The sequence below is a fragment of the Paenibacillus residui genome (assembly GCF_042677205.1).
GTDB classification, from domain to species: Bacteria; Bacillota; Bacilli; order Paenibacillales; family NBRC-103111; genus Paenibacillus_L; species Paenibacillus_L residui.
The window spans coordinates 54,470-66,666 of record NZ_JBHTIU010000061.1 but is presented as its reverse complement, the minus strand read 5'-3'; the positions used below and the strand labels follow the sequence as shown (position 1 = coordinate 66,666).

The following is a 12,197-nucleotide window of genomic DNA, read 5'->3' as shown; positions in this document are numbered from 1 at the left end:
TAATTATAGCGTACAACCCTATTTTCATCATCTGATGGTGCCGCGGTCAGCAGCATGGGGGTCTACCTTGAAAATCCGTCTATTTTACCGTCTGCAGGCATCGTTGCAAGCGGGCGGCACGTCTAACTGTATTTTGTACAGGTAGATTCAAGCGAATGGGCGAAAATGATCAAACTAACTGGATAAACTACAGTTAAAATGGGCAACTTTGAGCGAAACGGCTGTTTTGGCGCAAACTAGCTGTAGGTTTTCCAGTTAGTTTCCATATTTCTTCCGAATATAGAAATCTAACTGTATGAAATCCATTTAGTTTTCAAATTTCACACTATTGAAGGTAGCGCCAAGAAGTTTGTGTAAGTTGATAGCGTTATCCACCGAATGCGATGGATTTCTATTATTGCAGCAATCTAGTCATATTGGGACTGATTGCATACAGGCTCGGATTTACTTTGTTCCGCGAACGAGAATCAAAACACCGCCGCCCCTGCTTCTACGGTCAGGCTTCTCGCTTCTTCTCCGGAATAATCAGGTTCAGGACAACCGTTGCCAGCGCTCCGACAGCGATTCCCGAGGACAGGACATAATTGGCGAAATCCGGCAGGCCCTGCAGAACCTCCTTGGGGAGAACGGTAACGGCGACGGTCAGCAGGATGGGAACACCGATAATCAGCATATTCCGCTCGTTGATCGATATGTGCTGAATGACCTTCATTCCGTTCGTCAGCACGGCGATCGCGACGATGCCGAAGATGCCGTTAATGACCGGCTCCGGCACACAGGTGATAAGCGCCGACAGCTTCGGCAGCAGGCCTAAGCATACGAGCAGGACTCCGCCTGCCATAATAGCCATCCGGCTGGCGACCCCGGTCACCGCAATCAGGCCCGCATTGGAGGAATAGCCGGTCATCGGAGTGCTGCCGACCAAGGCTCCGACGAAGCAGCCGAGTCCTTCCCCGCCCGCGGCGCGGTTCAGCCGTTCCTCCGTCAGCTCCTTGCCGGTAACCGACGAGACGACGAACCAGGTTCCGGTCGTTTCTATCAGAATAATGAGATAAACAAAAACCATGGTCAGCATGGCGCTCCAGTCAAAAACCGGGGTACCGAACGGAAACAGCTTCGGCAGGGAGAACCAGTTCGCCGCCAGGACCGGGCTAAAATCGACCTTGCCGAAGAACGAAGCGGTAATGGTGCCGACGATAATCGCAACGATAACGGAGACCAGACGGAAGAAGGTGCCTGTCCCGCTCATCTTGCGCCCCAGCAATATACATACGCCCAACGCCCCGGCGGATACGGCGGCAATCAGAACATTGTCCCCGATGCTGCCGGGAGACCCATAAATATTGTTAGCAGCTATGGGCATCAGCGAAATCCCGACGACAACGATCACCGTGCCGCCGACGATTGGCGGAATGATTTTGCGCACCGCTTTGGCAAACAGCTTGAGCGGGTAACCGAGCACGGCAATAAGCAGCGCCCCGGGAATCAGACTCCCCGTCACGGCTCCGAGTCCCAGCTTGCTCCCGATAGCCCCAATCGCTCCGATGGGGACATACGATGGGCCCTGGACTACCGGCAGCTTGATGCCGAAGCCCACCTGAATCAATGTGGCAATCCCCGTCGCAAAGAAGCACATTTGGATAAAAAAGGAAGTATTGACCGAATCGAAGGACAATAGCCCCGCAATAATGATCGGGGCTATATACAAGTCCATGGCCAATACATGCTGCAGGCCCAGCAACAAGGCCTTGCCGTAACCGATTTTTTCGTCGACGCCTACAATCAGATGAATACTATCGTCCTGCTTCCCCTGTTTCACGTGTTAGTCCCCCATCACTATATTTTCCCGAATGATTATGTCCATATTATAGTTGAATGTTGCTGAATTGCAAATAAAAACTTACATTTTACTCAAAGCATATTTCAAATGTTCGCCTTTTCGTTGACTTTCCGTATATACACGCCTATAATGGTACGCAAGAGAATTCAATCGATTTTTTACAGAGAAAGGATGTCTATCCGCATGTTGGTTCAGGACCCCGTATTGCACCGGGAATGGATCGCCGTCTGCCGTTCTTCCGATGTTCAGGACAAGCCTGTACAGGTTACATTAATGGGCGAGCGTATCGTCGTATTCCGTACGGAAACCGGCATTCACGCTTTCAAAGATCTGTGTATCCACCGCGGAGCCGCATTATCGCTTGGATGTGTGCGCAACGGCAACCTCGTCTGCCCCTATCACGCTTGGGAATATGACCCCTCGGGCGCCTGCGTCAAAATTCCGCAATTGCCGGAGACGCAAGCCATTCCGACCAAAGCGAAGGCCATCGCCTACGGCTGCCGAGAGCGCTATGGTTTCGTCTGGGTGAATCTCGGCGGAGAAGACGCCGGGATGTTTTCGCTTCCGGAATTCGATGATCCGGCATTCCGCAATGTGATTTGGGGACCGCAGGAAGTGAACGCCAAACCGCCGCGGGTGATTGAGAATTTCCTGGATGTGGGCCATCTGGCTGTTGTTCACGAAGGCTATCTCGGTGTCGAGACTCATAGAGAAATCGGCGATTATCGCGTTCACAAGACAGAGGACGGCTGCATCCGTTCGGACGAAATCGCCATCTTCCAGCCCGATCCCGACGGAACCGGGCAGGCGAAGCACGTCTACTATACCTATGAAGTACTGCGGCCTTTATCGGTCAAATTCACCAAGCGGGATGAAGAGAACGGCAACCTGATGTCGATCCTGCTGACGGTGCTGCCGCTCACGGAGACGAAGTCTGTCGCGTTCGGCGTAATGTCCTTCAACTATGAAACGGATTTAACCGATGAAGAGATGGTTAAGTTTCAGGATATGATTTTTGCACAGGACAAGCCGATCGTGGAAAATCAGAAGCCCGAGGACCTTCCGCTCGATCTTCAGATAGAACTGTCGCTCAAGAGCGACCGGATGAGCATCGCGTATAGGCAGTACTTAACCGAACTCGGTGTCACCCATGGAACTGCGTAGATAAATACCAAGAGTGCTGTTTCATAAGTCGATTATCATTTTTCACGCCCCACCTGGAATTAAATATGACTGCGCAAGGATAAACGGCTATCGCCGTCCTTGGGACAGGCGCGTTTACCGATGAAATATAAGAATAGGTATAAGGTGAACTTAAACTTTCTAATGTGGTAAGAACAGGTATAGATGATAACTTATACTTATATTTTAAAAAAGGACCCCTTTCCCGCTCCATAGTGGGATTTGAGGTCCTTTTTTTATTTTAGGGACGTACCCGTTTTATGCGAACAATATGGGGACAGCCCCTCGTTTATTTTTCCAGGCGTCCTCTTCCTTCCGTTCATCCTCCTTCACCTCCATTCCTAGAAAGACAAAAATACTTCGAACCCCACTTGCACCAAAATTAATTCTCTTATATACTGTATATTGTGTATATTCTGTGTATGTGTGACATTAACAGTTTATCCAGAAAGGGCTGTTCCATGAAAATAATCATTAGCAATGTGTCGGATCAACCTTTGTATCTACAGATCAAAGAACAAATCAAAGCCGCTATTTTACGGGGAGAATTGCAGGCGGGAGAGCCGCTTCCTTCCATCCGGGCATTAGCTACAGACTTGAATGTCAGTGTTCTGACGACCAGAAGAGTCTTTGAAGAGCTGGAAGCGGAAGGCTTTATTATCACCAAAGCAGGGAAAGGCTCGTTCGTAGCCCCGGACAACCTGGAGCTCTTGCTGGAATCCAAGCGGCTAATGGTGGAAGCCAAGCTGATAGAGGCGTGGGAGATCGCCCGGAATCTCGGGATTTCCAGGGAAGAGCTGTATTCAATGATGGATTTAATATTCGAGGAGGATGACCAATGAATCCGATTCTGGAGGTTAAGGGACTGGCCAAGGAATACCCTTCCTTTAGCTTGAACCATATCGATTTTTCATTGCAGGAAGGCTGTATTACCGGTTTTATAGGGGCCAACGGTTCCGGCAAAACAACGACGATCAAAGCCATACTGGGACTCACCTTGAAAGATGCCGGCAGCATTACTTTTCTGGGCCGGGAGCTGACGGAGAAGGAACGCGAACTGAAGAACCGGATTGGGATCGTGCTGGACGAGGGATATTTTTATGATGAGATGACGATTGGTGAAATGAAAAGCGTGATCGCTCCTGCATACTCCAACTGGGATGAATCCGCCTTTAGAAGCTATCTGGATCATTTCAGCCTGCAGCGGAATCAGAAAATCTCCACACTGTCCAAAGGAATGCGGATGAAATACGCCATCTCTCTGGCCCTTTCCCACCATCCCGATTTGTTAATCATGGATGAGCCGACGAGCGGTCTGGATCCGTTGATACGGAGTGAACTGGCGGATATCCTGCTGGACTTTATGGGCAAGAAAGGAAAGAGCGTATTTTTCTCCACCCATATCACCTCCGATCTGGAGAAGGTTGCCGATGTCCTTATTTTGATTGACAAAGGAAATATCGTTTTTCAAGAAGAGAAAGATGTCTTATTGGACACACATAGCTTGATTAAAGGGGACCGGAAACTGCTTAACGAGCATACGAGACCGTTGTTTCTATCCCTGCGGGAAACGAATTATGGATTTACGGGGATTACCAGGGAAAAAGCGGCGATACGCGAACAAATGAAAGATGTGCTTGTGGAAAGACCAAGTATCGAGCAGATCATGCTGGCGTACATTGGAGGGAGTCATTATGCTTTTTAGTCTTGTGAAGAAGGATTTGCTGCTTGTCAAAAAATACTTGTTGTTCATGGTCGTGTTCTCCATTATTGCTCCCATGTTCATCACGGTTAAGATCAGCTTCCCCGGTGGAGGCCTTCTGGGCTTTTTCATTACCGTTCTTTTCACAGAATATATTTTGCTCAATACCCTTTCGAGCCTGGAGGACAAATACAAAGGGGCCGTGCTTCTTAGTGCAACCCCCTATACAAGGAAAACACTGATCCACGCCAGATATTTATTTTCCTTAATTATTTTTGTCGGTGTCTATGCCATATATACGGTGACCTCTTTCGTCTCCCCGGTTCCTCTGGAGCAGCTGAATCTGTTTACAGCCGGGCTGTCGTTCTTGTTCATCACGGCCTATTTCGGCGTACTGCTTCCGGTTCAATATAAGTACGGGTATGAAAAGACGAAATTTATCTCTTCCCTGTTTGTTATTTTAACGCCTTTTGTCGGCCCTTTCGTAATTAAATGGCTGCAGACCAATTCTGTCAATCTTGATGTCTTACCGGCTTTGCCCCAGCCGGCCGGCCATGCACTTCCTGTCTTAATGGCCATTCTATTAGGTTTGATCTCGATGACCACATCGGTTAAAATCTATTCGCAAAAAAATCTATAACTCCGCATAATCTTAAGCAAGAAAAAAAGAACATTTCCGGTCGAGCCGAAGATGTTCTTCTTTATTACTCTCTATCCGTAATTATTGAATAAACTCCACGTTATAGCCTCTCTCCTTCAATAGGTCGACGATCATTCCCTTCATGACAAAATGGCCTGCGCCCACCACAACGAAGTGTGTATGTTCCCCTTCTTGTTCAAGCAATTCAGCCAGCTTCTTCGCCATGTTCTTGTCCCGTTCTCCGAACAGACGCTGAGCGGGTTCACTCTTGACGTATTCCTCGGAATCCATAAAAGACTTGGTGAAGCTGTCCAAATCCCCTTGTGCCCAATACTGCTGCCACAGGCGGAACTGTTCGGCGCTATTGTCGTCTTCGGACGGGTTCAGGATGGCATCCATTACCTCATTCAATTCTTTCTCCTGCACTTCCGGAGCTACGTTGTTGAACAGATCTCCTTGCAGCTTATGGCCTTCCAGCTCATGAATCGGCTTCCCGGTCAGAAGCGCATTCTGCAGGAAGTATAGGTCTACACCCAGAGCCTGGCCCAAAGCCAGATCTTCAACGGAATTGGACAGATGGAGCATCGATATGTTGTTCGCAGCGACCCATGGCTTGAAGGTGTCGAATATATCGGCGGGGAGCCCCAGCATTTCAATAACCTCTTGCAGCTTCTCATAGGTTTCCTGAGAGACATGATCCTTCAAGGTCGTTCCATCGTTGTATACCATTAATTGATTGAAATAGTTCAGCGGTTCCGGATCATCGTTCATCATATTCACTTCCACCCATAGATCGTCGGAGGCAGCGAAGGCGTCTCTGATTTCTTTATCCATCGGGTACATTTCAGGGGAGCCCAGATGAATTGATCCCAGTAAATAAAGAGTATTATCCCCGTGAGTCACCTTCCAGAATAGTCCTTGGGCTCCGCCTTGAGCGGTGTCATATGTATATTGAACAAGCCGGCTGGCCAATACGGTGGCCTGTTCGACCGTACAGAGCTGTTCCAGCTCCAGACCGCGATCGGTTCCTTCGATGATGCCTTTCTGCTGTAAGTATTCTATCGGGTCGGATTTATCGATCTCGAACGCCTCGGGCAGCTCATATTGAGCCAACAAAGCGTACAAGGACAGAACAACCGTTTCTCTGGTAATTCCGGCCTCGGTCGAGGAAGGAAGCTCGAGATCCCCTTTCTTGGTTAGTCCCAGCTTATCCAGCTTTGCGGCTGTATCATTGAGCAAGGACTGCAATTTATCAGCGGAAATCGCCTGCCGGAAGGTTCCGTCAAAGTACCAGCCCAGCGGGAAAATCCCGTATTTCTCCCCTTCGTTAAGGGTGGTTACGGACCATGGGCTGATGTCCGGAACGGCCGGTTCATCGTTGGCATGCGCGGATAAGGCACTCCCCAGAATAATGGACGATCCAAGCAAACTGCTGGTCAAGACACGGCCCAGCTTACCCCACAACTTTCCTTTCACATAAACTCTCCTCTCAAAAAAATAATAGACAGCAGCAATAATAATTGCCTCTATCTATTATATCCCACGAAAATGGCGATCACAAATTTTTAGATAGATTTACAATATTATACAGAATCTGTCTTAATGTTGGATCAGCATCCGGTTTATTTTAACTCCTTATCCTAATAGGTTCACTGCTGAAAAATATCTTTATTCCCTTTGGAACGGTTCATTCTCGAAAAATCAACTTTGGAAAAGGCGATGGTGGACAGCAATAAAAATAACAGCCCGAAGGATAGAACCAAGAGGATACTGATTTGAGGCGTAATGACAAAGTGGTTTATCTTGAATGCAAGCTGTTCAGCGATTAGCTCATCTGCGGGCAAGGACATTTTCTCCAAGCTCAATGCTCTGAAGAAAGCCGCAGCGTAGGTCATCGGGTTCAATAGAGCGATGAACTGCAAGCCATCCGGAAGCAGGCTGAGCGGGACATAAACGCCGCATAAGAAAGTAATCGGAGTCGTTATGGCGACCGAAACAATCTGGAAGGTCTGGGAATTTCTAACCGATGTGGCGATGAATAGGCCGAAGGCCGAAAATACCAGTCCCACAAAAATCATAAATCCGATAACCGCCAGCGGCGTAGCGGCAGAGGAATACTTTATACCGATCAGATAGCCTACCGCCAGAATCAATATTCCTTGCAGGGTGGCGATCGTTGTGGAGGACAAGATCTGGCCCAGAGCGATCTGTATTCTCTTGACCGGGCTGACCAGCACTTCTTTCATATACCCGGAGACGATATCCTCAATCGTGGAAGTGGCTATATTCAGGGACGTCTGAAAGACGACGATAATCACAATGCCGGCCAGCACATAATTGACCGGATTGCTGACATGGGTGCTTTGAAAAATGGTACTTAACAAGTACAAATAAAAGAACGGCATAATCAAAATTAAGATCATCTGCACCCGGTTTCTGACAAACAGCTTTACATTTCTTAACCATAAGGCCCCGATAATGCGCATCCCAGCCTACCCCCTTATGTCCTTTCCTGTAATCTCGAGAAACACATCGTTCAAGGTCCCCTTCTTGATTTCCAGCTCTTGAATGGCTGGCCTGTGCTCGCTGATGACCTCCATCAATGAAGGCAGATTGCTCCACTCTACCGAATGATAACCGCCGTTTCTAGTGAAGCTTATATTAAATTTGGTCAGAAGTGCTTCCAACCCCGGCACATCCGTGCTCGTGATGTCCGCTTTGTTCTTGGTGTAGCGCTGCTTTAACGCGCTCGGTGTATCGAAGGCGATAATTTTGCCATGATCCATAACCGCCACTTTATCGCTGATTTCAGCTTCATCCATATAATGGGTCGTTAAGAAAATGGTCAGGTCTCTCTCCTTCTGCAGCTTGATGATATACTCCCAAATATTCGATCTTGTCTGAGGGTCCAGACCGGTCGTAGGCTCATCGAGGAACAGCACTTTAGGCAGGTGCAGAAGGCTGCGGGCGATTTCCACCCGTCTCTTCATCCCTCCAGACAGGGTGCTGACCATCGCTTTCTTCAATTCGACGAGGTCAACAATTTCCAGGGCGAAGTCGATCCGCTCATTCATGACCGATTTGGGCAAGCCGTAGAAATAACAATGCATCTTCAGATTTTCTTCCACCGTCATTTTGCTGTCGAGGGTAGAGTCTTGAAAGACAACACCGATGACACTTCGCACTTCGTCTCTGTCCCGGCTGACATCTTTGCCGTCGATCAGCAACGTTCCCGAGGTTTTATCGATAATCGTACACAAAGTGTTGATGGTGGTGCTTTTGCCTGCTCCGTTCGGTCCCAGGAAGGCAAAGATGCTCCCGCTTTCCACCTCGAACGAAACCTGGTCCACCGCTGTAAAATCCCCATATTTCTTCACAAAATCTTTGACCACAATAATAGGGTTCACGGCCATCACCTGTTTTTATTTTTAAAAAAATGCAGCACGCTGTACACCTTATCCAAGGCATTGCTTACACCTTGAGAATGGGCCAGTTCTTCGCTCAGCACTTCCTCCAAAGCATCCAGGACCTTGTGGCACTCCATGAGGCCTACGCCTGATTTCTCCGATACTTTGGCAGCCACTTCGGTTTTATTCATGGGAATCCGCTCCTTTATCGCGTATATTTTTCGGACCTTGCCCGATCATTTCAAGAACATAGCTAAAGCTGCCTCTCTCTGCCCCCAGAGTCTTTTCCATTACATAGGTAAAGGCTAACGCTTTCTGCATCCATTCCTCGGGCGACCAATCGAAAATTCCTTCGTCAAATAAAAATTGGGAAGACACAAGCAGAAATTCTACCGTTTCCTTCGGATAAGGAGTCCGGAAGGCGCCTTCCGCTATTCCTTGTTCAATCACCTCCGTCAACACAGGGGTTAGCTGGAGGATCGTCTCCACCAAGCTTTTCTGATGCATTTCCGCATTGTTGACTTCATGCAGCTGCTCGATCATTTGTTCCTTGCGGCCGGCGTCAGGCTTCTGGGCCATCAGGATCTGAAAGATTTTCTCATGGGCCTGCAAATCAGGATTTGCGGCAATCTGCTTGGCTGCCTGCACCCCCAGGTCTATGAATCGCATAACAATGGCGTCCATCACTTCTTCCTTGGATTGAAAATAGTAATAGAACGTCCCTTTGGCGATCCCGACCTTGTTCAGAATGTCATTAACGGTCGTGTTGGAGTATCCTTGGGTCGTAAACAGCATCTCCGCAGCGTCCAATATTTCGTTTCTTCGTTCTTCAGGTTTTTTGGAAATTCTCATTGTTCATTCCTCCACCATTATCGACCGACCGTCGGTCTACAATGACTGTAACATTATTCCATACAGGAAGTCAATGGGTAAAAAAGAGCCCTTTAGGAAATGAGCCCCTAATGAGTTCCGGGTAAATTTTGTGCTAATACATTTCTTTCTTCATCTTCCTTCGCGTAATCATGCTTCCCAGCAGCCACAATCCAATAATCCAAGCCAGCAAATAGATAAACTGCCCCTTGTGCTCCAGCATGGCGCTCCCGTTTTCTATTCCCTGAATCAGTGTCATATAGGCCTTCTGGGAGTCCTACCAGTTCCAAGGCTTCCTTCACCTGATTTTCCAACTGTTTTCCTTTAAGATGGTACAGTCCCGCAAAGAAACGCACGTTTTGCCAGGCGGTCATTTCTTCATAGATGGCCAAATCCTGAGGGACGATTCCAATCCCCTGTTTGACCTGCTTGGCGTCCCGGGGTAGAGAATGGCCCAGAATCGTCACTTCCCCTTGATCAGCCGTTAATATAGTGGCCAATATATGGATCGTCGTACTCTTCCCCGCCCCGTTAGAACCAACAATTTCCCCTTGTCGGACTACGAAACTGATACCGTCCACGGCTTTTTTGGCAGCATAACTTTTCTCCAAGTTTCTAACGGTCACAATGTTATTCATTGGATCTCCTCTTCATTTCAGATTCCGTTCTCAGTCTTGCAAATTCTTTCATGGCTCTCGATTGAACTTCCGTCAGATTGTCCCGTTCGAATTCGATCTCCTCTTCAAAACCGCTCTGCTCCTCACCGTCAAAACGATACAGCTTCTTCAACAAGCTCCACAAGATTTCCATCTCTTCCGTAGTGAAATGTTTAAAAGCTTCGGCGAAAAAGTAAATCGACTTTTCACTGCACTCCATGAGCACTTGCTTGCCGGATTCTGTAATTCCAACATTGACTGCGCGCTTATCCTGCTTGCTGGGGACAACATTGACATAGCCCTTTTTCTCCAAAATGTCGATCAGCTGCTTGACGCTCTGTTTGGTGGTGCCCAGTTTCCTCGCAATATTATTGAGCGTCGCTCCGCCTTCCGGCAAATGGACGATGGCCACCATAGCCATACACTGTCTTGACGTCAAGCTCTGCAGGTACTGATCCCCTTGCACCTGAAGCTTGTTGGTCACCGAGAAAAGTGTAGAGTAAGTTTGCTGCATTAAAAATAAATCCTTGTAGAAGTCCATTGGTATCTCCCTCGTTTTAGACAATATAATGACTAAATTCATCATAACAGAACCATTTTGAATTTGTCAATATACTGTCTAATTTTCGAGTCAAAAAAACGGGGCTCTCTCATTCCATGGATATGAGTACAGAGAAAGCCCCGTTGCTTCTATAAGATATTCACTTTTCGGGCAGCAGATGAAATAGAAAAATCCCTTCAACAATAGAGAACAAGTCGTTGTAATAGTGATTAGGGAATCTTGTCTTGTTTGTAAGCTTCGCATATTCTGGCGGATGAACATGATATGGTTCCGTCACCGTTTGATACCTTCTATCCTCATGCGGCTCGCCATGATACTTTCCCCAGACAGTTTTCTCATCTGGTGCAATCCAGTCGTACCAGTATTCTACGATTATCTGTTGTTTATTCAGCTTTTCGGTCACATACAATTTAGAATTGTCAGAAAAAATTATGGTTGCTCGTTGGGCGTAAATCGAGCTTGACATGCCCGTACTGTCAGTGTCTCTTATGGAATGTATAGCATGTCCAAAAGCTTTTATTAACACATCCAAATTTGTAGCAGGTTTGCCAATCATAAGTCCTTTATCTCTTTAAGTAATGACTTCCATTCTTTCCCTTCCCTCGCCCAAATCCAATCCTCAGAATCATCAGGATTCCCTTTTTCTACAATTACTTCTGAATATGGCTTTCCATATCGTTTCTCGAAATAGTTAATGGTTTCAATAATGTATCGGATACGGTTAAGATTCCCTCCATCGTCAGAGATGGATGAATTCCCTCTTCTCTGTTTTTGTTCATAAATTTCTACAATATCACGAACAGGTATTCTTTCTTCGGTAGGCGAAATCCAGATTGTATTTTCCGAAATACGTGCTTGCTTATTGCGTTCCATTCGTTCGACCCCTATAAACCGTCTACCGGTTATCCAGTTATTGATCGTCGTAATACTAACCCCGAAAAACTTTGCCAACTGCCCTGTGGAATAAGTTCTTCCTACTTCTTCTTCCTGAGCAACGCACATCAAAATTTCTCCGAGTTTTTGCAAATCTTCCTGCACTAACGCATGATTCGCCTGGTATGGGTATTGATCAAGAAGCTTCTTCACTTCGCTTTGAAGATCAATAGTTATTGAAGTGGTTTTTTTTATTACATTAAATAGCACTTTTAGTGTGACTCCAGCTTTCTCCGGATCACTTCCCACCTCAGCAATTACCCGTTCAAATGTCTTTCTTTCGGCTTCACTTATGGCCATGTACTTCACCTCACTTACCCCCTATTCTAAGAAAACTGAAAGTTAACTGCAAGCGAAAACTAAAACAAAACTACAACTTCTAACTACATATATAGTCAAAAGTTA

14 protein-coding genes are annotated in these 12,197 nt (G+C 47.1%); 4 read left to right on the top strand and 10 right to left on the bottom strand.

Going from position 1 to position 12,197, the window contains the following annotated elements; genetic code table 11:
* Positions 1 to 496: 496 nt before the first annotated feature.
* Positions 497 to 1,819 carry a uracil-xanthine permease family protein gene (locus tag ACFQ03_RS17060; RefSeq protein ID WP_144938125.1) on the bottom strand — a complete coding sequence of 441 codons (1,323 nt, stop codon included), beginning with the start codon at positions 1,817 to 1,819 and terminating at the stop codon, positions 497 to 499.
* Positions 1,820 to 2,023: 204 nt separating this feature from the next.
* On the opposite strand from ACFQ03_RS17060, the gene ACFQ03_RS17055 reads away from it, so the two are divergent.
* The 4 genes from ACFQ03_RS17055 to ACFQ03_RS17040 all read left to right on the top strand — a co-directional run bounded on the left by ACFQ03_RS17055 (position 2,024) and on the right by ACFQ03_RS17040 (position 5,364).
* On the top strand, positions 2,024 to 3,004 hold the full coding sequence (locus tag ACFQ03_RS17055) for an aromatic ring-hydroxylating dioxygenase subunit alpha (RefSeq protein WP_150959890.1): 981 nt from the start codon (positions 2,024 to 2,026) through the stop codon (positions 3,002 to 3,004).
* Between the two features lie 479 nt (positions 3,005 to 3,483).
* Complete coding sequence (locus tag ACFQ03_RS17050; protein WP_144938131.1) at positions 3,484 to 3,864, top strand: GntR family transcriptional regulator; 381 nt, start codon at positions 3,484 to 3,486, stop codon at positions 3,862 to 3,864.
* Positions 3,861 to 4,727 carry an ABC transporter ATP-binding protein gene (locus tag ACFQ03_RS17045; RefSeq protein WP_379289613.1) on the top strand — a complete coding sequence of 289 codons (867 nt, stop codon included), beginning with the start codon at positions 3,861 to 3,863 and terminating at the stop codon, positions 4,725 to 4,727. The genes ACFQ03_RS17050 and ACFQ03_RS17045 overlap by 4 nt, the downstream gene beginning before the upstream one ends.
* Positions 4,717 to 5,364, top strand: a complete 648-nt coding sequence (locus ACFQ03_RS17040; protein ID WP_186328378.1) for an ABC-2 transporter permease — start codon at positions 4,717 to 4,719, stop codon at positions 5,362 to 5,364. The genes ACFQ03_RS17045 and ACFQ03_RS17040 overlap by 11 nt, the downstream gene beginning before the upstream one ends.
* 81 nt (positions 5,365 to 5,445) lie before the next feature.
* Here ACFQ03_RS17040 and ACFQ03_RS17035 read toward each other — a convergent pair whose 3' ends face one another.
* The 9 genes from ACFQ03_RS17035 to ACFQ03_RS16995 form a co-directional block, all read right to left on the bottom strand.
* Complete coding sequence (locus ACFQ03_RS17035; protein ID WP_379289611.1) at positions 5,446 to 6,840, bottom strand: TraB/GumN family protein; 1,395 nt, start codon at positions 6,838 to 6,840, stop codon at positions 5,446 to 5,448.
* A gap of 173 nt (positions 6,841 to 7,013) precedes the next feature.
* Entirely contained in the window at positions 7,014 to 7,850 is an 837-nt protein-coding gene (locus tag ACFQ03_RS17030; protein WP_379289609.1) for an ABC transporter permease, read from the bottom strand.
* A 6-nt stretch (positions 7,851 to 7,856) separates the two neighbouring features.
* Positions 7,857 to 8,771, bottom strand: a complete 915-nt coding sequence (locus ACFQ03_RS17025) for an ABC transporter ATP-binding protein (protein ID WP_379289607.1) — start codon at positions 8,769 to 8,771, stop codon at positions 7,857 to 7,859.
* A gap of 5 nt (positions 8,772 to 8,776) precedes the next feature.
* The gene (locus tag ACFQ03_RS17020; RefSeq protein WP_144938148.1) at positions 8,777 to 8,962 is read right to left on the bottom strand and encodes a hypothetical protein; all 186 of its coding nucleotides are present in this window, start codon (positions 8,960 to 8,962) and stop codon (positions 8,777 to 8,779) included.
* Positions 8,955 to 9,623, bottom strand: coding sequence for a TetR/AcrR family transcriptional regulator (locus ACFQ03_RS17015; RefSeq protein WP_144938151.1), 669 nt, complete (start codon positions 9,621 to 9,623; stop codon positions 8,955 to 8,957). Before ACFQ03_RS17015 ends, ACFQ03_RS17020 begins: the two co-directional genes overlap by 8 nt.
* A gap of 107 nt (positions 9,624 to 9,730) precedes the next feature.
* A complete protein-coding gene (locus ACFQ03_RS17010; RefSeq protein WP_379289604.1) occupies positions 9,731 to 10,279 on the bottom strand; it encodes an ATP-binding cassette domain-containing protein in 549 nt (182 codons plus the stop codon).
* Complete coding sequence (locus tag ACFQ03_RS17005; protein WP_379289602.1) at positions 10,272 to 10,838, bottom strand: MarR family winged helix-turn-helix transcriptional regulator; 567 nt, start codon at positions 10,836 to 10,838, stop codon at positions 10,272 to 10,274. Before ACFQ03_RS17005 ends, ACFQ03_RS17010 begins: the two co-directional genes overlap by 8 nt.
* Before the next feature lie 160 nt (positions 10,839 to 10,998).
* Positions 10,999 to 11,415: a toxin-antitoxin system TumE family protein gene (locus ACFQ03_RS17000; protein ID WP_150959897.1), complete on the bottom strand. Its 417-nt coding sequence runs from the start codon at positions 11,413 to 11,415 to the stop codon at positions 10,999 to 11,001.
* The gene (locus tag ACFQ03_RS16995; protein ID WP_144938162.1) at positions 11,412 to 12,101 is read right to left on the bottom strand and encodes a hypothetical protein; all 690 of its coding nucleotides are present in this window, start codon (positions 12,099 to 12,101) and stop codon (positions 11,412 to 11,414) included. The genes ACFQ03_RS17000 and ACFQ03_RS16995 overlap by 4 nt, the downstream gene beginning before the upstream one ends.
* Positions 12,102 to 12,197 lie beyond the last annotated feature (96 nt).

Bases quoted from the DNA above. Each gene is read 5' to 3' on its own strand.
- ACFQ03_RS17055 (WP_150959890.1), top strand. From the start codon at position 2,024: ATGTTGGTTCAGGACCCCGTATTGCACCGGGAATGGATCGCCGTCTGC.
- ACFQ03_RS17050 (WP_144938131.1), top strand. From the start codon at position 3,484: ATGAAAATAATCATTAGCAATGTGTCGGATCAACCTTTGTATCTACAG.
- ACFQ03_RS17045 (WP_379289613.1), top strand. From the start codon at position 3,861: ATGAATCCGATTCTGGAGGTTAAGGGACTGGCCAAGGAATACCCTTCC.
- ACFQ03_RS17040 (WP_186328378.1), top strand. From the start codon at position 4,717: ATGCTTTTTAGTCTTGTGAAGAAGGATTTGCTGCTTGTCAAAAAATAC.
- ACFQ03_RS17030 (WP_379289609.1), bottom strand. From the start codon at position 7,850: ATGCGCATTATCGGGGCCTTATGGTTAAGAAATGTAAAGCTGTTTGTC.
- ACFQ03_RS17020 (WP_144938148.1), bottom strand. From the start codon at position 8,962: ATGAATAAAACCGAAGTGGCTGCCAAAGTATCGGAGAAATCAGGCGTA.
- ACFQ03_RS17015 (WP_144938151.1), bottom strand. From the start codon at position 9,623: ATGAGAATTTCCAAAAAACCTGAAGAACGAAGAAACGAAATATTGGAC.
- ACFQ03_RS17010 (WP_379289604.1), bottom strand. From the start codon at position 10,279: ATGAATAACATTGTGACCGTTAGAAACTTGGAGAAAAGTTATGCTGCC.
- ACFQ03_RS17005 (WP_379289602.1), bottom strand. From the start codon at position 10,838: ATGGACTTCTACAAGGATTTATTTTTAATGCAGCAAACTTACTCTACA.
- ACFQ03_RS17000 (WP_150959897.1), bottom strand. From the start codon at position 11,415: ATGATTGGCAAACCTGCTACAAATTTGGATGTGTTAATAAAAGCTTTT.